Source organism: Ochrobactrum sp. MYb379 (genome assembly GCF_037479515.1).
Classification (GTDB): Bacteria; Pseudomonadota; Alphaproteobacteria; order Rhizobiales; family Rhizobiaceae; genus Brucella.
This window is the reverse complement of sequence record NZ_JBBGYW010000003.1, coordinates 347,683-371,976: the sequence shown is the minus strand read 5'-3', so window position 1 is coordinate 371,976 and position 24,294 is coordinate 347,683. Positions and strand designations below refer to the sequence as shown.

The window sequence follows — 24,294 nt, the reverse complement described above, 5'->3', positions numbered from 1 at the left end:
CCGCAATGGTGATTGCCCGGCAAAGGCCGGGCAATCACGTGCAATTTAACGAACCAGAATGTTTCGGAACTGCCATGGGTCTTTGGTATCAATGTCTTCTTCAAACAACACGCCACGGCCTTCAAGCGGGCTCCAATCGGTATAATATCCTTTGACGGGGCCGAGATAAGGCAGCTGCACTTCGAGGCAGCGGCGATAATCCATTTCGTCGGTTTCAACGATGCCGCTTTGCGGGTTTTCAAGCGCCCACACCATGCCAGCAAGTACCGAGGAAGACACCTGCAAGCCCGTTGCGTTCTGATAAGGTGCCAGCTTGCGGGCTTCTTCGACGCTGAGCTGCGAGCCATACCAATAGGCGTTTTTTTCGTGACCATAGAGCAGAACGCCCAGCTCATCCGAGCCGTCGAGAATTTCGTCTTCTTCGAGAACATGCTGGACCGTCTGCGCACGTCCGCTACCGCCAAACATTTCATCAAGCGAGAGAATGGCGACATTACTTGGGTGATAGGCATAGTTACAAGTCGGGCGGTATTCCAGCTTACCCTTCTTGCTTCGCACAGTGAAGAAGTCGGCAATCGAAATTGCTTCATTGTGGGTTACAAGCAGGCCATATTGTGCGCCGTGGGTCGGGCACCATGTGCGAATGCGCGTGTTGCCGCCGGGCTGTTCAAGAAAGATCGCAGCCTTGTTGCCCTTTTTCTGTTTGCGGGCATTCTTCGGTTTCCAGTTTTCGTGGGTGCCCCAGCCAAGCTCGGCAGGCTGCAAGCCTTCAGAAATAAAACCTTCGACCGACCATGTGTTCCAGAACGTATCAAAGGGCTTTGGTTCTTTGGCGCGCTGTGTATCGCGTTCGGCGATGTGAACACCTTTCACGCCGACCTTCTTCATGAGCTTTGCCCAGCCCTGACGGTCATCGGTGACAGGCTCTTCAAATTCTAATTTGAGTTCGGTTGCGAGATCAATCAGCGCCTTTTTTACAAACCACGACACCATGCCGGGATTTGCGCCGCAGCAGGAAACAGCGGTAGGGCCGCCCGGATGTTTTTTCTTTTCAGCGCATACCGTTTCACGCAGTGCATAATTTGTGCGCGCGGCATTGTCTGCCTTTTCATCAAAATAGAAGCCCAGCCATGGCTCGACAACCGTATCGATATAGAGCGCGCCTTCTTCACGGCTGTAGCGCATCAGGTCGAGCGAACCAGTGTCGACGGACAGATTGACGATGAACGGTTGGCCTTCGCCTTCCTTGATCAGAGGCCCAAGAACCTTCTTGTAATTGTCTTTTGTGATCGCTTCCTTGATGAAGCGGATACCCTTGTCATCCAGTATCTTGCGGTTCTTCTCAGATGGATCGATGACGACCAGACGGGACTTGTCGAATTTGAAATGGCGTTCGATCAGTGGCAGGGTACCGCGCCCGATCGAGCCGAAGCCGATCATAATAACAGAGCCGGTAATTTCGCCATAGACTGGCCATTTCGCTTTCGCCATTTTCTTTCTCTCTCCTGCCGCAAGGATGCAGCGCTTGGTATTTCCGGGATGCGGAATTACTTATTTTGCTACGATAGCACAGGTTCATAGAAAGAAAGAAACGTCACAAGCCTATGACAGCAAACGTGTTTAACGAATTTATATGGTAACCAGCTGAGCCCGGATCATTCCGCGCAATGAATTGCCGACAAGAATGTTGCGTGCGCGGGTGAGATCGTCCACCGTCACAACGCCCTCCTGAACGACGTTATTGTTCAGAAGTTCGCGTCGTAGAACACCGTCGAGCAGACCACATGAGAGGGCAGGGGTGACACAGGTGCTGCCGCCAATATCGAGGAAAATCGATGTGATGGTGCCTTCGCAGATTTCTCCACGATCATTAAGGAGAATGACTTCGTCCACTTCCGCTGGCGAATATTCTTCACGGGCAGAAATATAGACTCGGCGTCGAGTCGTCTTGTGGCGGAGCAACGCATCGTCGTGGTTGAGACGCGTTTCAGCCAACGCGATGCGCCACACAGTTTGAGCCAATAGCGGTTCGTAGGGCGCGGCGGTTATTGTGATCAACCCATCAGGGGCTAAGGTTAGCCGGAGTTTGAGAGGGTTTTCACCTACACTAATTTCGGAAATTTTCTGATGGACTGTTTCCATATTGTAATGGAAACCGAGTTCGCGTGCTGAATTTTCCAGTCGCGCCATATGGAGATCAAAACGCAAAATGCCAGAAAGCGGCTCCCAGCGCATTGTCTCGATCAGCTGATAGTCTGGTTCCGCATCGCTGGTCGCTGTCCCGTTGCGAACCGTGCTTTCAGAAGACATTCCTCATACTCCGCTTGCGCTGTGGAATCGAAAACCACGCCGCCCCCGACATTGAAAATTGCACGATTTTGCTCAAGAAGCGAGAGCGTGCGAATGGCAACATTGAACCGCATGCGTCCGCTCGGTTCTATCCAGCCCAGTGAGCCGCAATAGATGTCGCGCGGGACGCTTTCCAGTTTGCGCAGAATTTCCATCGCGCTGATTTTCGGCGCGCCGGTGATGGAGCCGCAGGGAAAGAGCGCCTTAAAAAGAGAATGCAAGCTGAGGTTCGGCTTCAGTTTTGCGCGCACACGGCTGATCATTTGATGCACGGTTGGATAGGTTTCGACCCGGAAAATTTCAGGCACATCAAGCGATCCGACTTCGCTGATCAATGAAATATCATTACGTAACAGATCGACAATCATGCGGTTTTCCGCCTGATTCTTAGGGTCGTTCATCAGGAACTGGCGGTTCGCCTCATCCTCAAAAGGGGTGGCACCGCGCGGCATGGTGCCCTTCATTGGATGTGTTTCGATATAACCTTCGCTATCCACTTCAAAGAAAAGTTCCGGCGAACGCGACAAGATGATCGGGCCACCGAGATCGCAATAGGTCGCATAGCGGACAGGCTGACGCTTTGCGAGCGTGTTGAACAGCACGAGTGGATCGCCGTCCCATTCAGCATGAACCGGAAATGTCAGATTGCCCTGATAGCAATCGCCTTCGCGCAAATGCTGGTGAAGGCGTGCAAACTTCGGCTGGTAATCCTCAAGCGACCACTGGGCGATCGGTTCACGTAAGTACGTGATGTTGTCATCGCTGCGCGAGTGCAAGGCTTCATCTGATGGGCCATCGAAGACACCAAAGCATAAAAGCGGTGCTTTGCGACCTTCCGGTAGGAGCTCTTTCAGTTTGTGTTCAAGCAGATAGCCCGCTTCATACGAGAGATAGCCTGCAAGCCACTTGCCCGCTTCGTGGGCGCGTTGCATGGCCTCCCATGCCGCTTCGAACGTATCTGGCGTATCGGCACGGATAATCGAAGACGGAGCCGCGAATAAAACATCGCGGCCCGCCTTGTCATCCCGAAAAAGGATTTGCTGCCTATTCAAACCCCTATTCATCAAACCCTTGTGGGTCACGAATTTGCTCAGTCTTCCATGGCTTCGAGTTCGTCGATGATGCCTTCCACCACCGACAGGCCCTTGCTCCAGAAATCCGGATCGGTTGCATCAAGGCCAAATGGCGCCAGCAGTTCCTTGTGGTGCTTGGTGCCACCCGCTTTCAGCATGTCGAAATACTTCTGCTGGAAGCCTTTTTCCGAGTTCTGGTAGACGGCATAAAGCGAGTTTACCAGACAATCGCCGAAGGCATAGGCATAGACGTAGAACGGCGAATGGATGAAGTGCGGAATATAGGTCCAGAAGGTTTCGTAACCCGGATTGAGATTGACTGCATCGCCAAGGCTTTCGCGCTGCACATCCATCCAGATTTCGCCGATACGCTCTGATGTCAGTTCGCCTTCGCGGCGCTCGGTGTGAACACGACGCTCGAACTGGTAGAAAGCGATCTGGCGCACGACCGTATTGATCATGTCTTCGGCCTTTTGAGCCAGCATGGCCTTGCGCTCGCGCTTGTTGGTGGTGCGTTCAAGCAGCGAGCGGAACGTGAGCATCTCACCAAAAACGGAAGCCGTTTCAGCCAGTGTGAGTGGCGTCGATGCCATCAGCGCACCCTGTTCGCCAGCCAGCACCTGATGCACGCCATGGCCAAGCTCGTGGGCCAACGTCATTACATCGCGCGGCTTACCCATATAGTTGAGCAGCACATATGGATGGGCGGAAGGCACTGTTGGATGCGCAAAAGCACCCGGCGCCTTGCCCGGACGCACCGGCGCGTCAATCCAGTTCTTGTCAAAGAATTTCTTGGCGATTTCGGCCATTTCAGGCGCGAAGTTGCCATAGGCGGAAAGCACGGTTTCGCGTGCCTCATCCCACGAGATCAGCGCCTGCGGTGTTTCCGGCAGCGGCGCATTGCGATCCCAGTTCTCCAACTTTTCAAGGCCGAGCCACTTGGCTTTCAACGCATAATAGCGGTGTGAGAGGCGTGGATAGGCTGCTTCAACGGCACTGCTGAGCGCATCGACAACTTCACGTTCAACGCGATTGGCAAGATGGCGGCTGTCGGCAATATCCTGAAAACCACGCCAACGGTCGGAGATTTCCTTGTCCTTGGCCAGTGTATTGGTAATCAGCGTGAAGGTGCGAAGGTTTGCGCCAAAAGTCTTCGCAAGCGCTTCAGATGCCTTTTTGCGCACCGCACCATCTGCGTCCTGCAACATGTTGAGGGTCTGCTCGATAGCCAGTTCTTCACCGTCAATTTCAAAACGAAGGCTCGACATGGTTTCATCAAACAGGCGGTTCCATGCGCTATAGCCAGTGATCGATTTTTCATGGAAAAGCTGTTCCAGCTTGTCCTCAAGCTCATAAGGCTTGTCGAGACGAAGATCTTCCAGCCATGGACGATAATGAGCGATCGCCGGATTGGAGACGATAGCTTCTTCAAGTATCCCGTCATCAATACGGTTGATTTCGAGACTGAAGAAAATCAGCGGTGTGTTGGCGTCAGTCAGCTTCTGCTGCACATCACCAAACAGCTTCATACGCTTGGGGTCGGTGGTGTCGCCGTAGTAATAAAGGCCCGCAAAAGAAGCGATGCGGCCCATAAGTTCGCTTAAAGCTTCATATTCCTTGATCGCATCGGCAAAATTTCCGCCATTGGTCTTGGCTGCCTCTTCGCCAAGCTTACCCTTCCAGCGTGTCTCAAACGTTGCTGCATCCTTCGCCGCCTTTTCGAGATCAGCTTTTAGTTCAGCGCTCTCGGCAGAAGGGTAAAGGTCAGCCAGATTCCATTCCGGCAATTGTCCAAGTTTTGTCGCTTCGGTCATTGCATTCTCCTGTTGCCCTCTTCTCGCATGTCTTTTTCAACACGCCAAGGGGTTAGGGCGCGGTGTTGGTGTTTCAACAATTCTGAGGATGAAATGTGCTTCGACCTTATCAGGGGTTGCATTCAAAGGAAGCGCTACTCCAAATGCACGCCTGAAATAAGACACATACTGGATATTGGGATATAGAGACGTTTAAACCATCGGTAGATAGCAGTTCATGAGTACGCGTATTCTTATAGTTGATGATGATCCGATACAATGCAGAGGCCTTGAGGCAGCTGTTATGCGTATGGGTTATCGCACTATTCTTGCAGATGGCGGCATCAATGCTCTTAACATTATCGGAAGCCGCAAGGACGTCTCGCTTGTCCTTCTCGATCTAAGTCTGCCGGATTTGGACGGATATTCGGTTCTTGCGAAAATCCGTGAATCAGGCATTAGCATTCCGGTGATTGCGCTCGTTCTTGATACTGAGATTGAGAACGCAATGCACGCTATTCGGCTTGGTGCGATTGATTTCATCGTCAAACCCGCTGCTTTTGAGCGGGTCCAGGTGTCTATAGCGAATGCATTTAAGCTGGATTCGCTAACGCATGAAATAAAACGTACCCGCATTTCGCAAAAAAGTGACATTTCACTCTCGGAAATGTCATCCAAAAGTTCGGAAATGGAGAAAGTCGTTTCTTTAGCACGGCGTGCTGCGTCACTCGACACTCCTGTATTGATCGAAGGTGAAGTAGGTACAGGTAAAGAAACACTCGCGCGTGCAATTGTTAGCGGTGGTAGCCGATGGCAAGCGGCGTTTGTTGCAGTTGATTGTCGATCTCTGTCGAGAGAAAGTGCAGATGAAATCCTCTTTGGACAGTCTGCTGCTCGTGCTTTTTTAAAGCCTGATAATGTGCCTTTTCTGGTCGCGGGAAAAGTAGCAGAAGCAGAAGGCGGTAGCCTGTTTTTCGATCAGATCAGCGCGTTGCCCCCACGTACGCAGCAGCGCTTATTTGCTTTTATCAAGGCAAGTCAGTCTGTACTGTCTGATGCAAAAGGCTCGCTTTTCAGTGATGTTCGTTTGATTGCTTCCGACAGTCATTGTTTGGCTGAGTTGGTTCAGCTAGGACAGTTTCATCCAGGCTTGTATCACTTTTTCGCATCATTTTCGATAAAGATGCCTCATCTGCGTGATCGCTCAGTAGATATACCGGGTTTGGCACATCAGTTTTTAATGCGCTTTGCGAGTGAGGAGCGGCGCGGGCACATTGCGGGCATCACGCCTTATGCGTTGGAGTGTCTCAAATCGTATGATTGGCCTGGAAATGTGCGCGAATTAAAAAACGCAATTTATCAGGCAGTGATTCTAAGCAATGAATCGGCTCTCACGGCACGAGATTTTCGTCATATTGGGTTTGATGCGATCATGCCGGCCTCAAAATCGTCGCCTGAGAACATAATATCTCCACTTGCGGCGGTAGTTCCGCATAATAATGGGACGGCTATTAGCAGTATCGATTTTGAAGGACAGGTTCGAACATTGGCAGCAGCGGAAGAGCAAATGATCCGTATTGCAATCGCACATTATGACGGGCAAATCAGTGAGGTCGCTCGCCGATTGGGCATTGGGAGAACGACTCTTTATCGGAAATTGAAGGAATACGGCGTTGATGTGGCGACTATTTCCCACAAGGCGCAAGATGACGCTTTAGATGTCGATACTCATATTACTCGACATACTTCGCGTGGATAATGCCTGTTAAAGCCATATAAAATATCGACTTTTTGATTGTTCCTGTCTGTGTTGCCAGAATGTTAGCATCGATGAAGATTGTTAATAGTTTTTTTACTATGTTGAAAATAGATGCGTGACTGTGGCTTTTTTGCCATGGTGTTTCCTCATTTGTTGTTCACTAAGTGTCCATTAACCATTAAAACCGACAATCAGGGTTCACGCATATTCGTTTTTTGAACTCTGATACGGCCCCTAGGGCGGACAACACGGTAAGGCGATATAATTCGATGAGCAGCATATCGACTATCAAAGCACGGTTGGCGAAAGTCTGGACAGGATTGTTCAATTCGGCTTCTCAGGTTCGAGCGTCTGCTTCGACAGCTTTGGTTGCAGCGGCGATTGTAACGGCACTGGCGCCTTCGCAGGCATCTGCCGAAACACGTACGCTGAAGCTCTATTATGTTCATACGGGTGAAAAGGCAGAAATCACCTTCAAAAAGAACGGCAAGTTCCTGCCGGACGGCTTAAAGAAGCTGAATGTCTTTCTGCGCGATTGGCGTCGCAACGAACCAACCCGAATGGATCCGCGTCTGTTCGATCTCGTTTGGCAGGTTTATCGCTCGACCGGATCGAGCCAGTATATCACTGTCGTGTCCGCTTATCGTTCGCCTGCGACCAACAACATGCTGCGTTCCAAGACCAGCGGTGTTGCTAAAAAGAGCCAGCACACGCTTGGCCGCGCGATGGACTTTTTCATTCCGGGTGTACCGCTTGCGAAACTACGCGCCATTGGCATGCGCTATCAGGTCGGTGGCGTTGGCTACTATCCGCGCTCCGGTTCGCCCTTCACCCATATGGATGTGGGCAATGTTCGTTCGTGGCCACGCATGAGCCGTCGCGAACTGCTGGCACTGTTCCCAGATGGCAAAACTGCTCACCTTCCAGCTGACGGCAAGCCATTGCCGGGCTATGAGCAAGCATTAGCGATGATCGAACGACAAAAAGCCAGTGGCGGCAATGTCATGATGGCAAGCAATTCTGCGCCAAAAAAGAGCAAGACGCTGTTTGGTGCACTGTTTGGCGGCGGTGGCGCTGATGAAGAAGAAGATAATGGTGATGTAGCGCCAGCGGCTGCTCGTCCTGCCCGTGCCGCTCCTGTTCGTCAGGCTCCAACACCTGCTGCTCCAGTCCAGACGCCACAGCCTGAAGCAATGATCGCTGCTTTACCTGCACGTGATGCGCCAATTCCGATGCAGGCTCCGCGCCCTGAAGCAATTGTAGAAGTTCCGCAGCAAGCTGAAGAAGCACCTGCGGTTGCATTTAACGTTCCTATTCCTTCTAGCAAGCCTGCTAATGCAGCGCAGGACGCAATTGCTCTTGCAGCCGCCGCAGTACCGGAAGATGCTGCTGAGCAGCAAGTCGCTGATGCTGGGACAAACGCGATGCTGACCGGTTTTGTTCCCGTCCCATCAATGCGTCCGCAGCAGGAAACAGCACCACAATTGGCAGCGGCTGTTGTTCCCGCGATGCGTCCGCAGTTAGCGCAAGAAAATCCGCAGGATGCGATTGCGCAGATCGTTAATAATAATCCGCAGTCAGAGACAACGGTTGCCGATGCTGGCAATGTGATTGCCCAGGGTAATGCGGCGTCCTATCCGCTGCCTAAGGAAGCGCCACGTGCCAATACGCAATTGGCGCTGGTTTCTAAAAAGGACGAAATTGGTGAGCTGATTGCGCCACCAGAGGATGATTTTGAGACGCAGCAGGTTGCTTCCACAAAGCCACAGCCAGTGAAGATTGCGCCTGTTAAGACCGCATCTGTTGCAAAGACGGCCCCATCACGTTCACATGTTGCTGCCGTTGGTCATACTGCGAAAACTGGCGCTCGTTCAACGGGCAAGGGTGATCGTCGTATTGCCGCCGCAGCTTCACGCCCAGCGCCAATGGTCCAGCCAGCTGCAATTCCAGCTTCTGCGGTCGCTATGTCGACGGAGTCCGTCGCACAGACTGCACCGGCAACCAATGCGGTTCTGCGCAACGATGCGATGAGATCTGCGCCTGCTATGGTCTATACCGCGGGCTTCCAGCGTGGAGATTTGCCAAGCGAACGCTCCAGTCAGTTCAGCGGAAATGCTGTGACGTTCCTAACCGTAGCGAAGTTTACCAAAATCAACTGATCCTATTGCAAGTAAAGAAAAAAGGGGCCGTGAGGGCCCCTTTTTTTATTGCGCTATTTAAAAGCTCATTTCTTCAAACCTGCGGCTTCCACAGCGAGCTTTGTAATGCCATCCCAATCGCCTGCCTCCAGCAATTCTTTTGGTGCAACCCATGAGCCGCCAACGCAGACAACATTTGGCAACGAAAGATAAGTTTTGGCATTTGCAAGGCTTACGCCACCAGTTGGGCAGAAGGTTAATCCTGCCAACGGTGAGGAAAGCGCTTTCAGGAACGGCGCACCACCAGCCTGTTCTGCTGGGAAAAATTTGAGATGCGTGTAGCCTTCTTCGCGAAGGGCGAGCATTTCGCTTGGGGTGATTGCCGCAGGCAGGAGAGGCACGTCGCTATCATCGGCCGCCGCGAGAATATATTTCGTGGCGCCGGGGCTTACGATGAAGCGCGAACCAGCCTTGGCTGCTTCTTCATATTGCTTTGCATTGAGGATAGTGCCTGCGCCAACGATTGCCTCTGGTACTTCCGACGCTACTGCACGGATTGCATCGAGTGCTGCTGGCGTGCGCAGCGTGATCTCGATTGCAGGCAAACCACCTTTGGCAAGCGCGCGTGCCAAAGGAACCGCATGTTCGGCCTTATCAATCAGCAAGACGGGAATGACGGGCTGGCCTTGCAAGACGGGAACGAGAAGATCGGTTTTCTGCGGCATGGGCTTGCTCTTCTGATGGAGGTTGAATGGCTAAAACCGATTTAAAGTGCATAGACCTATTTGTCTACCGCATGCACAATAGTCTAAGCGGAAGTTCATTCTGAAACTTACGATATCTTTTTCCAGAATGAACTCTAAGCGGGAAAAGCCAGTGCGGCAATCAGATTGAACCGCTTTCCAAAGGCTCGAGATTGGCTTCGATACGATCACGATAGGCTTCATAGCGGTTTGGCAGTTTGAGTGCTTCGCCGAGATGCGCGGTGTCTTCATCGCGGTCAAAGCCAGGCTCGTTAGTTGCCACTTCAAACAACACACCACCCGGCGTGCGGAAGTAGATCGCCCAGAAATAATCGCGGTCGATCACTGGCGTAACGTGGTAGCCCGTGTCCATAAGTGCCTTGCGTACTTCAAGCTGTGCAGCACGATCTGGCACCGCAAAGGCGATGTGGTGGACAGAACCAGCACCCTGACGTGCAGCCTGAGCGGAAGGCAGGGCTTCAAGGTCAATCGTATCGGCACCATTGCCATTCGGCATGATGAAGCGGCTGACATTACCTTCAGTTTCAGCGCGTTCATAACCCATGAACTTCAGCAGTTCGGCACTGGCATCTATATCGTGAAGCCGCATACGTGCGCCGCTGAATCCACGAATAGCGACATCCTCAGACACACCTGCGCTCATCCACGGTGCACGCTTGTCATCGTCTATTTCGACGAGCGCGAAACCATCGCCATCCGGACCCTGAAAACGCAGGCGCTCGGAGCCGAATACACGGTCAGCTTCAAGGCCGGTTACGCCTCTAGCAACAAGGCGGTCTTTCCAGAAGCCGAGGGAACCCTTTGGCACTGAGAATTCGGTTTCACCGACTTCGCCAACGCCTGGACGGCCGCGAACAATGTTTGGGAAAGGAAAGTAGGTCATGACCGAGCCGGGCGTGCCGACTTCATCGCCGTAATAAAGGTGGTAAACACTTGGCTCGTCGAAGTTGACGGTCTTTTTTACACGACGCAGGCCGAGTGTGTCGGTAAAGAAGCTGTTGTTCTGGCGCGCATCAGCGGCCATTGAAGTGACGTGGTGAAGGCCCTTAATCTGGTTCAGCATGATATTTGCCTTTCTGCGGCATTACCGCTTTGCAATCTTGTTGAGCCGAATTTAAGAGACTTGATAGTTGATAACAATTGTCGCAGTAATTGCTAATCTATTACGCAGAGTGCAATAATCAAATGAATGAACTGAAAGCGCTGAAAACTTTCCTTCTGGCGGCAGAGAAGCGAAATTTTGCGCAAGTCGCACGCGAGCTGGATATGACGCCAGCCTCCGTTACCCGCACAATTGCAGCACTGGAGGAAGAACTGGGTGTGCAGCTTTTTGTCCGCACAACACGGCAGGTTTCATTGACAAGCGATGGCGCAGTCTTCGCAGCGCGTATTGAACCGGCAGTCGATGCACTGGAAGCAGCGCGGCATGAACTCATGAATGTGCATAAGGCCGATCAGGGGCGATTGCGTATTAATGCGCCGATGTCGCTCGGCCAGCAGGTGCTGCCGCAAATTCTTTCCGCATTTCGTGAGCTTTACCCAAAGATTGAGGTGGAGCTGTCGCTGACCGACCAGATGCTTGATATTGTTGAGCAGGATTTCGATCTGGCGATCCGTATTTCCGGCGCACCATCGGATAAATTCACCATCTGGCGCAAGATCATTGAGATCAAGCGGATTTTGGTCGCGGCTCCCGGTACGTCATATGTTGATGTGGCACATCCGAGCGAACTGACGTCCGATGGCTGTCTCGGTTATAGTTCCGAGAGCCGCCGTGAAAACTGGGCTTTGTCGGATGGAAGCTCAACCGTCAATGTCTCCGCGGGACGCATGATCAGCGCGAACAATGGTGAAGTTTTGGCCAATATGGCAGCTGGTGGGGCAGGGGTTGCAATGCTGCCGACCTTTATTGTGGCGGAACATCTGCGCACGGGTCGCCTGGTGCACATCTTGCCGGAATGGTCGCCGCCGCAGCTTTGGTTGACGCTCTATTACCCGCCATTTCAGAAGTTACCGCCACGTATTGCGACATTCTCAGACTTCTTTGAGCGTGAGATTAAGGCAATTATCACCAGAATAGTATAGTTTTTTGCTCAAAGGCGAAGAGTTGGAATCCCTATTTGAGCTAAACATTGATCGCTTTTCAGCGAAAATCATAGAAAGGAAAACAATGAATTCTTAGCGACGTATTTCGCAGTAAGAGATTTGCCAATATCGGCAAAGATGTTAAATCGGATTTATTGATATTTTTTCGCCGGTATTCCAATGATTTTGCTGTTCGTCTCGTTTGTATCAAGCGCCATTCTCTGTGGTGCTTCGCTGTATATTCTATCCGTTTTGTTGCCGAGATCTTTTCTCGCAGCAGGCTTCAATCCACGATCAAATCATAATGTACCCGCGCAGCAAATTGGTGGCCTTGCGCTTATTCCCGCAGCGCTCATCACTCTGTTTACATTCGGGCCGGACCTCGGAATCACGGTCGAGCTAGTCAGTTTTTTATCGGGTGCATCCATATTGTTATGGGCCGTTGGTGCGCTGGATGATCGGTTTGAATTGCCCGTCTATTTGCGTTTTGGATCGCAACTGCTCGCAAGCTGCTTGGTTCTTTATGGTTTGGGGCCGGAATATAGATTGTTGCCGGATTTGCTTCCGCATTGGTGTGAAGCAATTTTGATTGTCATTACACTTGTTGCGGCAATCAATATAACAAATTTTATGGATGGATTGGACTTAATGACGGTGGCGGGTTTGGGGATTCCGCTGCTAGGTATTGTTATTTTGACTGTACTGCATTTTGCCGGTGTTGAAAGTGGCGCGCTTGCAGCCATCCTCGCAGGAGGTCTATTAGGCTTCTCGTTTTTTAACCGCCCACCAGCACGTATTTTTTTAGGTGACTCCGGTAGTCTGCCTCTCGGGTTAATGACTGGTACAGCTTTATTGTTGTTGGCGCGTGAAACGCACATAACTGTAGCAGTCGTTCTTCCACTATACTATGTTTTTGATGCTGGAACGACAATTCTCCTGCGTTTGGCAGCAAGGGAAAATGTATTGAAAGCTCATTCCAAGCATGCGTATCAGATGGCAAAAAGATCAGGATGGAGTGTTATTAAAGTAGTTTCGCACGTTGGAGTTTTAAACGTTATTCTAATAATGTGCGCCGCTTCAATGCTGTATTTTAATCACTTACTCTCTCAGATAATATTCCTGATGGTCGCGATTGTTGCTGTTCTTTTATTATTGCTGGATTTTCGTGGTCGCTTTAAAAAGCTATGACATCAAAAAGTACTTTGCGAATGGCTGTGACATCATTTGTGTCCATAGCAGCACGTAGCTCATTTAAGCTTTGCATAACATCTACATCTGCTTTTTTACCCTTAGGAGCACGCATGATTTTTGGATGTCTTGTTGTTCGTGCCTGCGATGGGTCGTAAAAAAGCTCTTCATACATCTTCTCACCTTCGCGAATGCCGGTGACTTCAATTGCGATATCGCCTTGTGGGTTATCGCTGTTGCGAACTGTAAGTCCTGCAAGGAGAATCATGTTTTCTGCGAGATCTCTGACTTTTACGGGCTCACCCATTTCCAGTAAGACGGTATCTCCTGTTTCGGCAATCGCACCAGACTGCACGATCAGTTCGGCAGCCTCTTTGATCGACATAAAATATCGCGTCATATCTTCATGAGTCAGAGTTACTGGCCCGCCATTGGCGATTTGCTCGCGAAATAATGGAACAACTGAGCCATTTGACCCAAGAACGTTGCCGAAACGTACAGAATAAAAAGAGGTATTTTTACCTGCTTGTTCAGCTAGCATTCCGTAATAATACACGATGAGTTCAGCCCAGCGTTTCGTTGCACCCATGACATTTGTGGGGCGAACCGCTTTGTCAGATGAGATAAGCACCATGCGCTCAACATCGGTGGCAAAACATGCCGAAGCCACATTGAGCGTTCCAAAGACATTGTTACAGATGCCAATCAACACATTCTTCTCGACAAGAGGTACATGTTTGTAGGCTGCACAATGGTAAACGGTATCAACGTGATGTAAGCGGATGATGTTTTCTAGGATATCTTTATCTTGTACTGACCCCAAAACGGGTACGATTTCACACGATGCGGTTCGTTGGAGCTGACGTTCAATTTGGTAAAGTGCAAACTCACTAGATTCAAAGAGGACGATAGAATCTGGTTTCCATTGCGCAATAATTTGGCAAAGCTGACTACCTATGGAGCCGCCCGCGCCAGTGATCATAATACGGCGTCCTTCGACCACTTCGCGTAGCATAGTGGCATCAGGTGGAACCGGAGAGCGCCCGAGAAGATCATCAATTTCGACATTACGTAATGAACTGACGAGGTATTTTCCGGTTGTAAGGTCAGCAATGGGTGGAAGAATACGCGTGCTAACCGGTAACGGGCTAAGGACGCGTGCAAATTCTTGCCGCTGAGCCTGAGTTAACTCCGGTTCAGATATGATGACTTGTCTGATGCCGTAATTTTCAATCAGTTGCGGTATCTGTTTTGTGGAATAGACGCGAAGTCCGGTGATATCCATGCCGTTCAGCATGCCGCTTGGGTCAACAAATCCAATTATTTGTGTGTCGCTATGGCTTCTTAAAGCGGCAGCTAGCTGACGTCCCGGTTCACCAACGCCTACGATGATTGCCGAACTGGAATATGTTTTTCCACCTCCAGTATTGCGTAGAAGCCACTTTGCCCCAAATCGACTGGCTGAGATCAGCACCGTGCTGAGTAGCCAGTACAGCAGTGGTACAGAACGAGGTAGCCCCGAACTGCCATATAGTTCCATTAGAAATACGAGAGCGACCCAAAATAGCGCGGCGATTGCAGTCGCCTGGAAGATTGGCCAAATTGAGCGTTCTGCAAGATACCTGATTATTGCCCTGTAGAGCCCGAAACGAATGAAAACGGGAATTCCTAATAGGGGGGCAATTATTATAAGAAAGAACTGGGCGTGAGAGGGAACGAAAACGAAACCCAGTCTCATAACGAACGCGAGGTAGGCGCTGAGCAATAGAAGCAAGCAGTCGCTTATGAGCAAAATTATCTGTTTGCTCAACCGTGGCAGGCCAGCTAGCGTTTGCCATTGAGAGTTTAAATTCATATGAATTATACCCTATGTCTCTCTCCAAGAGAGAATAAAAGCAGATTTTAGCTAAGTCTTATACTGGCCAAAAACGTATTTTTCCCTGTTTGCTAAACGAAAAGCAACACACTCGAATCATTACTATCATGAGTCCCTAGTTGGGCCTATATCAATTGCTATTACAACAACTTAACAAAAAGTCTATACATTGTATCACTTGTAACAATTTGGCCCTAGCATTGTCAAAAAACTACCGCTGACCATGAATAAATTAGGAAAATTAGCCGTCCATTATCTGAATGCTGTGGCGGGATAAAAAGCAGTCAAATATTAATCAATCTCTTAAACTTCAGTGTTGAGCTGTTTGCAGTCGAAGCTCATTATATTTTTATTGTTTCCATCTCAAAATGTGAAGCAATGTGGACAGTTTAATATTACGATAATCCAAATTTCTAAAAGCAAAAATCCCGGACAAAGCCGGGATTTTGATGCCTAGCTAACCGGAAAAACTGGAGCGGGCGAAGGGATTCGAACCCTCGACCCCAACCTTGGCAAGGTTGTGCTCTACCCCTGAGCTACACCCGCTCGCGCCAGTCTTCTCTGCGGAGAGAGAAGTCGTTTCCGTTAGGCAGGCGCTATATCGCTGAACGCCTCGGGGAATGCAATAGGGAAAATCCGTATTCGTAAAATGAGTGTCAAAAAAATGTATAACTAATTGTAATTTATGAATAAAATAATTCAATGGTCGCTGTGGAAATCGTACTTCAAGCTTTTGAAGCGCCAATTCTTTCGAACCCGATGTGAATCAGTTCGTTCATAATTGCTAAATTATATCCACATTCCGATTCATCCGCATAACGCTGTAGCCATTCGGCAGAAATACGAATGCATTCGCGATACCCTACGAGCATAATTTGACTATTGCCTCTTTGGAGCGTGTGATTAAGTGTACGAAACGCTTTGATAAAGGGCTTTGAGTTGGCCTCATATTTGGGAAGTAATATCTTATGCCTATGACGTCGGCGGAACTTCACGACTATCTGAAAAATCTCGACATAGAGGTTAGTACGGTGGAGCATCCACCTTTATTCACTGTTGCCGATTCACAGGGTCTGCGTGGTGAAATACCCGGTGGACACACAAAGAACCTGTTTTTGAAAGACAAAAAAGACAATTTCTTTCTCGTGACTGTAGATGAAGACGCTGTCGTTGATCTCAAATCGATCCATCAGATTATTGGCGCTTCCAGCCGTGTTTCTTTTGGCAAGCCGGAGAAATTGATGGAGTACCTTGGCGTGGTGCCTGGTGGCGTGACCGTGTTTGGCGCAGTGAACGACACTGATCACAATGTTCAGATTGTCCTTGATGCGGCTCTTATGAAAAACGACATTATTAATGGCCATCCTTTGACGAATGAAGCCACAACATCGATCAAGCGCGATGATCTGATACGGTTTCTGACCTCCACTGGCCATGAAGCACGTATTCTCGCTGTTTCAGAAGATGCTAAGGTGTCTCTTTAGATCTAGAGTACGCGCGGGCAATTTAGTGGAATGCTGCTTGAAATTGATTGTTGCAAGTACAAACTGATATGTCGAAACAAAGTTGCTGCCGCCCTATATGCAGGTTGAAAGACGTAAGGAATATCCGATGACAAGCCAGAACAATCCCTATTCGAATACGAGCGCGCAGATGGGTGGGCAAATGACCGGGAATGTGTCTTTTGGAACATCAACTCCTAATGTTGGCGGCAATGATCTCATCAAGGATACAACGACTGCTACTTTTCAGGCTGATGTGATTGCAGAATCGCGCAATCAGCCAGTTCTCGTTGATTTCTGGGCGCCATGGTGCGGCCCTTGCAAGCAACTTACACCAATCATTGAAAATGCCGTTCGTGAGGCAGCAGGCGCGGTCAAGCTCGTCAAAATGAACATCGACGACCATCCGTCCATTGCCGGTCAACTTGGCATTCAATCAATCCCCGCCGTCATTGCATTTGTGAATGGGCAGCCTGCCGATGGCTTTATGGGCGCGTTACCAGACTCCAAAGTCAAAGAGTTTATTGCGAAAATCAGCGGCCCAAGTGATCAGGAAGCAGCAATAACTGAAGCCGTTACGGCTGCGAAAGAACTGGTTGACGCTGGTGACTTTGTGCAGGCGGCGCAGATTTTCTCGTCAATCCTACAAGTAGCACCTGATAATGTGGATGCAATTGTCGGCTTGGCGACGTGCTTGCTTGAATCCGGCGATGCTGAGAAAGCCCGCGAAATATTGGCGAGCCTGCCAGCGGATACGCAAGATGCTGCGCCAGTCCGTGCGCTCGAAACAAAACTGGCTCTTGCTGATCAGGTAAAACTGATCGGTGATCCGATAGAGCTGGAGCGTCGCATTCAGGCCGATCCCAACGATTTTCAGGCTCGTTATGATTTAGCGCAGGTGCGAAATGCGCAGGGGCGACGCGTGGAGGCCGCTGATGAATTGCTGGCAGTCATGAAGGCGGACCGTAGCTGGAATGATGATGGTGCGCGCAAGCAGCTTCTACAATTCTTTGAGGCGTGGGGCAATGCGGACCCGGCGACGTTGGGTGCGCGTCGCAAACTTTCGTCGCTTCTGTTTTCTTAAAGGAGATAGTTATGCAAGTGGGCAATGCCCGTTATCGGATAGCTTCGGATATTCCGGAGCTTGTTCCGGTATTTCCGCTTAAAGGCGCACTTTTGCTGCCGGGTGGCCAACTGCCGTTAAATATATTCGAACCTCGCTATCTTGAGATGATCGAAGACGCATTGTCCGGCAAACGGATTATCGCGATGATCCAGCCTCGCATTAATGATGTCGAGGATGAAGACGACAGTGATGATTTCGATGAGACCGTGAAACCTGAATTGAGCCAGGTCGGTTGTCTTGGCCGGATCACCGCATATTCAGAGACAGGCGACGGCCGTGTGTTGATCACATTGCAAGGTATTTGCCGGTTTCGTGTTCTGGAGGAAGTGCATTCCCGCAGGCCCTATCGCCAATGCAGGATTGCGCCATTTCTCGCTGATCTTGAGGCTGCGGATGATGTTGGAGAGATTGACCGCGAAGCGCTCTTGCGTGCGTTCAAGGATTATCTGGAAGTGCATAATCTGGAGGCGGATTGGGATAGTATCTCTCGCGCAGCCAACGACACACTGGTGAATGCACTTTCAATAATGTCGCCGTTTGGTCCTGCTGAAAAGCAGGCGCTGTTGGAAGCTGCGGATTTAAAAACGCGCGCTGCGACGTTGATTGCGATTACAGAAATGGTGCTGGCGAAAGCCAAGGATGACTATGGTTCGCGACTGCAATGAGCATGTAGTGAAAATATGAAGCGCCGAGGAAATACCAATGACGACAAATGAAAATACTGGCAATCTTGATGTCAAGCTGCTCGAATTGCTTGTTTGCCCACTCACCAAAGGGGCACTTCAATATGATGCGGAAAACAGCGAATTGATTTCGCAAAAAGCCAAGCTTGCGTATCCAGTTCGTGGTGGTATTCCGATCATGCTTCCTTCGGAAGCGCGCCCCATTGAATAGATAATCCCCGCATTTTTAGAGCCGCCTTTTTCAAATGGGAGGTGCTAGGCCGCGATGTTATATAATTTCCATATATTCTCTGTTCTTTTCCATAAATTTCGCACGGCAATTGTTGCCTGATGCGCAAGGGGGTTCTATAACCCTCGCGGAACTTTAAATTATGATGGCGGAGTTTGATTTTTCTGCCGCTATTATGTGATAAAAAACAGAGGCTTGGCATTATGGCATCCAGAAAACTCCTCCTCCTGCCCGGTGACGGTATCGGACCTGAAGCAATGGCTGAAGTCCGCAAGATTATCGCTTTCCTCAATTCGGGTCTGAATCTCGGTTTTGAAACCGACGAAGGCCTCGTTGGTGGTTCGGCGTATGATGCGCATGGTCAGGCGATTTCCGATGCGGACATGGAAAAGGCGCTTGCTGCCGATGCTGTGCTTTTCGGCGCTGTTGGTGGCCCTAAGTGGGACAGCGTTCCTTATGAAGTGCGCCCGGAAGCTGGCCTTCTGCGTCTTCGCAAGGATTTGGCACTTTATGCCAATTTGCGTCCGGCCATCTGCTATCCAGCGCTTGCACATTCATCGTCGTTGAAGCCAGAAGTGATCGAAGGTCTCGACATTCTGATCCTGCGCGAACTGACCGGCGGTGTTTATTTCGGCGAACCGAAGGAAATTATTGATCTGGGCAATGGCCAGAAACGCGGTATCGATACGCAGGTCTATGACACCTACGAAATCGAACGTATTTCCGATGTGGCTTTTGAACTGGCACGCACCCGTCGCAACAAAGTTACGTCGATGGAAAAGCGCAATGTGATGAAGTCGGGCGTCTTGTGGAATCAGGTCGTCACCGCTCGCCATAAGGAAAAGCATTCGGATGTCGAGCTTGAGCATATGCTGGCGGATGCTGGCGGTATGCAGCTCGTTCGCTGGCCGAAGCAGTTCGACGTGATCGTCACCGACAATCTGTTTGGTGACATGCTTTCTGATGTTGCAGCGATGTTGACCGGCTCGCTCGGTATGCTTCCATCGGCTTCGCTCGGTGCAGCTGATGGTGTGACTGGCAAGCGTAAGGCGCTTTATGAGCCAGTTCATGGTTCGGCGCCGGATATTGCTGGTCAGGGCGTTGCCAATCCGATTGCAATGATTGCGTCGCTTGCCATGTGCCTGCGCTATTCGTTCAACCTGATCGATGAAGCTGATCGTCTGGAAGCGGCAATTGCTGGCGTTCTGGATGATGGTCTGCGCACTGCCGACATTTGGTCAGAAGGTACCAATAAGGTCGGAACGACTGAGATGGGCGATGCAATCCTTGCAAAGTTCAAGGCGCTTTCCGCCTAAATTCCGATTGTATATTCATTAAAGAAGCCGCTGTGTGAAGATCGCGCAGCGGCTTTTTTAAATTCAGTCGAGTTGAATCGTGAAATCTGCGAACACCGCCGCTATAAGCAATACGATAAAGAAATACTGAAAACCTGTTTTCTTGATCTTCATAGCCAGCAATATCACTGCAGTTTCAATCGCAAAGAAAACGAAATCCCCCAGGGGAGATTCCTCGTTATTGATAGAAATGCTGGGGCCTGCACTGCGTAAAAGCTCAATAAGATTGAGCAGTATTAAAAGCGATAACAGCCATGTTTTTCGTGAAAGGAAATATCTTTCATAATCTCCATACTCTTTGATATCGTCCGGAGTTAGAGTGACGCACATGAAAAAGAGGCCAAAGACGTAAAGCAAATCCAAAACATAGGTATAAACATTGTAAGTCTTTGTGCTGCTCTCAAACAGATAGTCCCACCAGAATTGAATTATCCAAAGAAAAACGACAAAAACCCAACCAATATGCATGTAGGATATTTTATGCTTATTGGGATGTTGAACGAACTTTGATGCAAAAATAAGCAGCCGTGACAGACACAGGCTTATGCCCATGCCGTTGATAATGCGCATATGAGAGAAAGCATCAGCAGCGCTGATTGCGGTGTCGACTCCTGAAGGCAACTTTCACCCGTATCCATGTTTGCAAACAGTTTTTGATCAATATTTATATTATAGATATGTCGAGTTTCTCCACCGTGTCAAAGTAATAAATCTTGCCTCGAAATTGGTTGCGACCAAAAAATAGACGCCCGATTTCCGGCTGCAATTTCGCGCCAAGACGTTAAGAGTTGCTTCTATGTTGAATACGCTCCCAGATTTGAACACTTTGTATGATGCTCTGCTTGCCCGCGATGCGGCTTATGACGGCAAGGCCTATGTTGGCGTGCTGTCGACCGGAATTTTTTGTCGTCTTACCTGTCCGGCAAGGAAGCCGCTTAAAGAGAACTGCCGATTTTTTGCATCTATTCCAGAATGTATTGCGGATGGGTTTCGCGCTTGCAAACGATGTCATCCATTGCAGCCTGCAGCTGAAGCGGATGCCTCGATTGAACTTTTGTTGAAAGCGCTTGAAGCTCAGCCGCAACGTCGCTGGAGCGAAGATGATGTTGCGAGAATGGGATTTGACCCGTCAACGGTGCGGCGTAGTTTCAGACGCCACTTTGGAATTACGTTTCTCGAAATGGCTCGGCAGGAACGATTGCGGTACGGCTTTCAGACCCTGGCGCAGGGTGAACGCGTTATCGATGCGCAAGTCGATGCGGGTTTTGAATCGCCCGATGCATTTCGCAATGCCTTCGCACGTATTCTTGGAATGCCACCAGCACAATTGCGAAAAGATGGCTTGTTGCGCGCTGATTGGATCAAGACGCCGCTCGGCACGATGATTGCAGTCTGCGATCAGTCGGCTCTGCATTTGCTGGAGTTTACGGATCGAAAAGCTCTGCCGCAGGAGTTGAAGAAGCTTTACAAAGCCTGTCATGGATCAATCGGCATTGGGCGGTATCCTTCACATGATGTGCTCGAACAACAGCTTGATGCCTTCTTTGCCGGTAGCTCTGCAAGGTTCGATATGCCGCTTGTGTTGCACGGAAGTGAATTTACGCGTGATGTCTGGCGCGAATTGCAAAACATTAGGGCAGGGCAGACGCGAAACTATAGTGAGATTGCAAGAGCTGTCGAAAAGCCGCTCGCAGTGCGCGCTGTTGCGCGTGCGAATGGAGCCAATCAAATTGCTATTATCATTCCGTGTCATCGGGTCATTGGCGCTGATGGTTCGCTGACTGGCTATGGCGGCGGGCTTTGGCGTAAGCAAAAACTGATCGAAATTGAAGCGCAATATCGCTGAATGTTCTAACAAATGAAAACGCCGCCCGAAGGAGCGGCGTTTCTGTTTCAATCGTGATGCTGACTACTCGACCTTGTTGAGATCGACATCCTTTGTTTCTTTGACGAACAGGATACCAATGACGAGCGTGACAGTTGCAATGATGATTGGATACCAGAGACCATAGTAAATATCGCCTTTGGCAGCACTCATTGCAAACACGGTCGCTGGCAGAAGTCCACCGAACCAGCCGTTACCAATGTGGTATGGCAGTGACATACCGGTATAACGGATGCGGGTTGGGAACATTTCAACTAGGATAGCGGCAATCGGACCATAAACCATTGTCACGTAAATCACGAGAACGGTTAGGATTGCGATTGTCATGGTCCAGTTGATCTGTGCCGGATCGGCAACCATCTTGAACGCGCCTGCATTCGGGATGGTGTAAACAGCCTGACTTGGCTCACCTGCTGCATCTGCTTCGATCTGCGTAACGATGTTTGCCTTGACCAATTCCGCATTGGTCATTGTGGCACTTTCACCCGCACGAACGGCACCGGCATCAAGAGCGAGTTCTGGGTTTGCAGCAACGAAAGCATCAAGCTTTGAATCTGCAACCTTTGCAGGGCTGCGTACCAGCGGCCAACCGGCCTTTTGCAGAGAAAGATTGATGTCGTGGGTCAGCTTGGCCTGAGCGGCTTTCGCGTCCACACCGGCGGCAGTAGCATCATAAGATGTGACTGTTGAATCGCCGATCTTAACAGTCGCAGGCTGCCCAGCAGGGCCGGTCACAACATCATAAGGCACGGCACTGCGCGACAGGAAGCTGGTTGCGATATCGCAAGAGCTGGTGAACTTGGCCGTACCTGTTGCATTGAACTGGAAGTTACAATCGCCTGGTGCTGCCGTTACTGTTGCACGGATTGTCTGCTCAGCATGTGCAAGTGCCGGGTTGGCTGCTTGTGTGAGTGCCTTGAACAGTGGGAAGTAGGTGACTGCTGCAAGAGCCAAGCCAGCCATAATAATTGGCTTACGGCCAATCTTATCCGACAACCAGCCGAACACGACGAAGAAACCCGTGCCGAGAATAAGGGCTGTCGCAACCATGATATTGGCGGATTGGTTTTCGACCTTGAGCACGTTCTGCAAGAAGAACAGAGCGTAGAACTGACCGCTATACCAGACAACAGCCTGACCCATTGTGAGGCCGAATAGAGCGATAAGGGCGATCTTTGCATTTTTCCACTGGCCGAATGCTTCGGTAAGCGGTGCTTTGGATGTCTTTCCTTCTTCCTTCATTTTCTTAAATGCTGGGGATTCGCTCATCTGCAGACGAATCCACACAGAGATACCCAGAAGAACGATGGAAACGAGGAATGGAATACGCCAGCCCCATGCCGCGAAGGATTCTGTGGTCATGACATTCTGAATGCTCAGAATAACCATCAGAGAAAGGAACAGACCAAGCGTTGCGGTTGTTTGAATCCACGATGTGTAGAAACCACGACGACCGTTTGGTGCGTGTTCCGCAACATAGGTTGCAGCGCCGCCGTATTCGCCACCCAGTGCCAGACCCTGCAACATGCGCAGGATGATCAGGATTGCAGGTGCTAGGATACCAAGCGTTGCCGATCCGGGCAGAATACCGACGAGGAATGTCGATGCGCCCATGATGACGATAGTCACAAGAAACGTATATTTACGGCCGACGAGATCGCCGATACGCCCGAAGACGAGCGCGCCAAACGGGCGCACAAGAAAGCCTGCTGCGAAAGCGAGCAGAACGAAGATATTACGGGTTGTTTCTGGATATTCATTGAAGAACGCGGCGCCAATAAAGGCAGCAAGTGTTCCGTAAAGATAAAAATCATACCATTCAAATACGGTACCGAGTGAAGAGGCGAAAATAACCTTCTTTTCTTCACGCGTCATTTTAGGTGCGCCGGCCTTGGCGCTTGATTGCACTGACATAGGGTTCCTCCCAACAGCATTTTTGCTGATATGTGCGGACGTTCTCCTCCAACTTCCGCACACTTCTCCACACAGTCATGATGAACTGAATCGTTTCAAACGGTTATTATCTTTTAGTATGATAAAAGCCGTTGATCTGGTCGCGGAGGAAGGCAGGCATGAAAAAATTTACAGGTGGTTGCTTGTGTGGTTGCGTCAGATTTGAAGCTTCTGGCGATCCTTACCGTGTTGGCGTATGTCACTGCCTTGATTGCCGTAAGCATCATGGTGCATTGTTTCATGCGTCTGCGATTTTCCCGGAGAGCGCTGTGGTGATAGAGGGAGAAACGAGCAGTTATGAAGGGCGATATTTCTGCCCGAGTTGCGGATCGTCCGTATTTTCAAAGTCAGGCGATGAAGTTGAAATCAATCTGGGATCGCTGGATGCGCCCGATCAGTTCAAGCCCACTTATGAGCTTTGGACGATACGACGAGAGGCTTGGATACCGGAGTTTCCGGTCGAAAATCGATACGAGCGTAATCGCACCAGAATTGATCGGTTTGAGAAGTAAACCATACTTTTTTGGCGGGCCAGT

The 24,294-nt window shown here is 50.1% G+C and carries 20 protein-coding genes and 1 tRNA gene; 11 read left to right on the top strand and 10 right to left on the bottom strand.

Annotation, left to right across the window (positions count from 1 at the left end; genetic code table 11):
• Nucleotides 1-45 precede the first annotated feature (45 nt).
• From WH356_RS08975 to WH356_RS08960, 4 genes are all read right to left on the bottom strand, one after another.
• On the bottom strand, nt 46-1,491 hold the full coding sequence (locus tag WH356_RS08975) for a homospermidine synthase (RefSeq protein ID WP_339509962.1): 1,446 nt from the start codon (nt 1,489-1,491) through the stop codon (nt 46-48).
• A gap of 138 nt (nt 1,492-1,629) precedes the next feature.
• Nucleotides 1,630-2,310, bottom strand: a complete 681-nt coding sequence (locus WH356_RS08970; RefSeq protein WP_339509961.1) for an aminotransferase class IV family protein — start codon at nt 2,308-2,310, stop codon at nt 1,630-1,632.
• Complete coding sequence (locus WH356_RS08965) at nt 2,244-3,413, bottom strand: aminodeoxychorismate synthase component I (RefSeq protein WP_339509959.1); 1,170 nt, start codon at nt 3,411-3,413, stop codon at nt 2,244-2,246. The genes WH356_RS08970 and WH356_RS08965 overlap by 67 nt, the downstream gene beginning before the upstream one ends.
• A gap of 26 nt (nt 3,414-3,439) precedes the next feature.
• Entirely contained in the window at nt 3,440-5,236 is a 1,797-nt protein-coding gene (locus WH356_RS08960) for a M3 family oligoendopeptidase (protein WP_339509958.1), read from the bottom strand.
• Nucleotides 5,237-5,453: 217 nt separating this feature from the next.
• Between WH356_RS08960 and WH356_RS08955 the strand changes: the two genes are divergently transcribed.
• Together WH356_RS08955 and WH356_RS08950 are read left to right on the top strand one after the other, a co-directional pair.
• A complete protein-coding gene (locus WH356_RS08955; protein ID WP_339509957.1) occupies nt 5,454-6,974 on the top strand; it encodes a sigma-54-dependent transcriptional regulator in 1,521 nt (506 codons plus the stop codon).
• Between the two features lie 269 nt (nt 6,975-7,243).
• Nucleotides 7,244-9,133, top strand: a complete 1,890-nt coding sequence (locus WH356_RS08950; RefSeq protein WP_339509955.1) for a DUF882 domain-containing protein — start codon at nt 7,244-7,246, stop codon at nt 9,131-9,133.
• A gap of 65 nt (nt 9,134-9,198) precedes the next feature.
• Here the strand turns inward: WH356_RS08950 and WH356_RS08945 are convergent, their stop codons facing one another.
• Together WH356_RS08945 and WH356_RS08940 are read right to left on the bottom strand one after the other, a co-directional pair.
• Nucleotides 9,199-9,837, bottom strand: a complete 639-nt coding sequence (locus WH356_RS08945; protein WP_339509954.1) for a 2-dehydro-3-deoxy-phosphogluconate aldolase — start codon at nt 9,835-9,837, stop codon at nt 9,199-9,201.
• A gap of 160 nt (nt 9,838-9,997) precedes the next feature.
• Nucleotides 9,998-10,939, bottom strand: a complete 942-nt coding sequence (locus tag WH356_RS08940) for a VOC family protein (RefSeq protein ID WP_339509953.1) — start codon at nt 10,937-10,939, stop codon at nt 9,998-10,000.
• 122 nt (nt 10,940-11,061) lie between these two features.
• On the opposite strand from WH356_RS08940, the gene WH356_RS08935 reads away from it, so the two are divergent.
• A complete protein-coding gene (locus tag WH356_RS08935; protein WP_339509952.1) occupies nt 11,062-11,961 on the top strand; it encodes a LysR family transcriptional regulator in 900 nt (299 codons plus the stop codon).
• Nucleotides 11,962-12,141: 180 nt separating this feature from the next.
• Nucleotides 12,142-13,149 (top strand): MraY family glycosyltransferase, encoded by a 1,008-nt coding sequence (locus tag WH356_RS08930; RefSeq protein WP_339509951.1) that lies wholly within the window; start codon nt 12,142-12,144, stop codon nt 13,147-13,149.
• Here the strand turns inward: WH356_RS08930 and WH356_RS08925 are convergent.
• Both WH356_RS08925 and WH356_RS08920 read right to left on the bottom strand, forming a co-directional pair.
• Nucleotides 13,136-15,004 carry a polysaccharide biosynthesis protein gene (locus WH356_RS08925; RefSeq protein WP_339509950.1) on the bottom strand — a complete coding sequence of 623 codons (1,869 nt, stop codon included), beginning with the start codon at nt 15,002-15,004 and terminating at the stop codon, nt 13,136-13,138. The two genes, WH356_RS08930 and WH356_RS08925, sit on opposite strands and share 14 nt — an antisense overlap.
• Nucleotides 15,005-15,496: 492 nt before the next feature.
• Nucleotides 15,497-15,571 (bottom strand) — tRNA-Gly (locus WH356_RS08920).
• A 422-nt stretch (nt 15,572-15,993) separates the two neighbouring features.
• Here WH356_RS08920 and WH356_RS08915 point away from each other — a divergent pair.
• The 5 genes from WH356_RS08915 (at nt 15,994) to leuB (ending at nt 19,881) form a co-directional block, all read left to right on the top strand.
• Nucleotides 15,994-16,509: a prolyl-tRNA synthetase associated domain-containing protein gene (locus WH356_RS08915; protein WP_339509948.1), complete on the top strand. Its 516-nt coding sequence runs from the start codon at nt 15,994-15,996 to the stop codon at nt 16,507-16,509.
• Between the two features lie 127 nt (nt 16,510-16,636).
• Entirely contained in the window at nt 16,637-17,611 is a 975-nt protein-coding gene (trxA, locus tag WH356_RS08910) for a thioredoxin (RefSeq protein ID WP_339509947.1), read from the top strand.
• An 11-nt stretch (nt 17,612-17,622) separates the two neighbouring features.
• Nucleotides 17,623-18,318: an LON peptidase substrate-binding domain-containing protein gene (locus WH356_RS08905; protein WP_339509946.1), complete on the top strand. Its 696-nt coding sequence runs from the start codon at nt 17,623-17,625 to the stop codon at nt 18,316-18,318.
• A 37-nt stretch (nt 18,319-18,355) separates the two neighbouring features.
• Nucleotides 18,356-18,547: a Trm112 family protein gene (locus tag WH356_RS08900; protein ID WP_339509945.1), complete on the top strand. Its 192-nt coding sequence runs from the start codon at nt 18,356-18,358 to the stop codon at nt 18,545-18,547.
• A 221-nt stretch (nt 18,548-18,768) separates the two neighbouring features.
• The gene (gene leuB, locus WH356_RS08895) at nt 18,769-19,881 is read left to right on the top strand and encodes a 3-isopropylmalate dehydrogenase (RefSeq protein ID WP_339509944.1); all 1,113 of its coding nucleotides are present in this window, start codon (nt 18,769-18,771) and stop codon (nt 19,879-19,881) included.
• Between the two features lie 63 nt (nt 19,882-19,944).
• Here leuB and WH356_RS08890 read toward each other — a convergent pair whose 3' ends face one another.
• Complete coding sequence (locus WH356_RS08890; RefSeq protein WP_339509943.1) at nt 19,945-20,541, bottom strand: hypothetical protein; 597 nt, start codon at nt 20,539-20,541, stop codon at nt 19,945-19,947.
• 175 nt (nt 20,542-20,716) lie between these two features.
• On the opposite strand from WH356_RS08890, the gene WH356_RS08885 reads away from it, so the two are divergent.
• Nucleotides 20,717-21,766: a bifunctional transcriptional activator/DNA repair enzyme AdaA gene (locus WH356_RS08885; protein WP_339509942.1), complete on the top strand. Its 1,050-nt coding sequence runs from the start codon at nt 20,717-20,719 to the stop codon at nt 21,764-21,766.
• A gap of 63 nt (nt 21,767-21,829) precedes the next feature.
• Here WH356_RS08885 and WH356_RS08880 read toward each other — a convergent pair whose 3' ends face one another.
• Entirely contained in the window at nt 21,830-23,719 is a 1,890-nt protein-coding gene (locus WH356_RS08880; protein WP_339509941.1) for an MFS transporter, read from the bottom strand.
• Between the two features lie 158 nt (nt 23,720-23,877).
• Here WH356_RS08880 and WH356_RS08875 point away from each other — a divergent pair, with 158 nt between their 5' ends.
• Nucleotides 23,878-24,270: a GFA family protein gene (locus WH356_RS08875; protein ID WP_339509940.1), complete on the top strand. Its 393-nt coding sequence runs from the start codon at nt 23,878-23,880 to the stop codon at nt 24,268-24,270.
• The last annotated feature ends 24 nt before the right edge of the window (nt 24,271-24,294 follow it).

Coding starts and splice junctions, on each gene's coding strand:
- WH356_RS08975 (WP_339509962.1), bottom strand. CDS start 1,491: ATGGCGAAAGCGAAATGGCCAGTCTATGGCGAAATTACCGGCTCTGTT.
- WH356_RS08970 (WP_339509961.1), bottom strand. CDS start 2,310: ATGTCTTCTGAAAGCACGGTTCGCAACGGGACAGCGACCAGCGATGCG.
- WH356_RS08965 (WP_339509959.1), bottom strand. CDS start 3,413: ATGAATAGGGGTTTGAATAGGCAGCAAATCCTTTTTCGGGATGACAAG.
- WH356_RS08960 (WP_339509958.1), bottom strand. CDS start 5,236: ATGACCGAAGCGACAAAACTTGGACAATTGCCGGAATGGAATCTGGCT.
- WH356_RS08955 (WP_339509957.1), top strand. CDS start 5,454: ATGAGTACGCGTATTCTTATAGTTGATGATGATCCGATACAATGCAGA.
- WH356_RS08950 (WP_339509955.1), top strand. CDS start 7,244: ATGAGCAGCATATCGACTATCAAAGCACGGTTGGCGAAAGTCTGGACA.
- WH356_RS08945 (WP_339509954.1), bottom strand. CDS start 9,837: ATGCCGCAGAAAACCGATCTTCTCGTTCCCGTCTTGCAAGGCCAGCCC.
- WH356_RS08940 (WP_339509953.1), bottom strand. CDS start 10,939: ATGCTGAACCAGATTAAGGGCCTTCACCACGTCACTTCAATGGCCGCT.
- WH356_RS08935 (WP_339509952.1), top strand. CDS start 11,062: ATGAATGAACTGAAAGCGCTGAAAACTTTCCTTCTGGCGGCAGAGAAG.
- WH356_RS08930 (WP_339509951.1), top strand. CDS start 12,142: ATGATTTTGCTGTTCGTCTCGTTTGTATCAAGCGCCATTCTCTGTGGT.
- WH356_RS08925 (WP_339509950.1), bottom strand. CDS start 15,004: ATGAATTTAAACTCTCAATGGCAAACGCTAGCTGGCCTGCCACGGTTG.
- WH356_RS08915 (WP_339509948.1), top strand. CDS start 15,994: ATGCCTATGACGTCGGCGGAACTTCACGACTATCTGAAAAATCTCGAC.
- trxA (WP_339509947.1), top strand. CDS start 16,637: ATGACAAGCCAGAACAATCCCTATTCGAATACGAGCGCGCAGATGGGT.
- WH356_RS08905 (WP_339509946.1), top strand. CDS start 17,623: ATGCAAGTGGGCAATGCCCGTTATCGGATAGCTTCGGATATTCCGGAG.
- WH356_RS08900 (WP_339509945.1), top strand. CDS start 18,356: ATGACGACAAATGAAAATACTGGCAATCTTGATGTCAAGCTGCTCGAA.
- leuB (WP_339509944.1), top strand. CDS start 18,769: ATGGCATCCAGAAAACTCCTCCTCCTGCCCGGTGACGGTATCGGACCT.
- WH356_RS08885 (WP_339509942.1), top strand. CDS start 20,717: ATGTTGAATACGCTCCCAGATTTGAACACTTTGTATGATGCTCTGCTT.
- WH356_RS08880 (WP_339509941.1), bottom strand. CDS start 23,719: ATGTCAGTGCAATCAAGCGCCAAGGCCGGCGCACCTAAAATGACGCGT.
- WH356_RS08875 (WP_339509940.1), top strand. CDS start 23,878: ATGAAAAAATTTACAGGTGGTTGCTTGTGTGGTTGCGTCAGATTTGAA.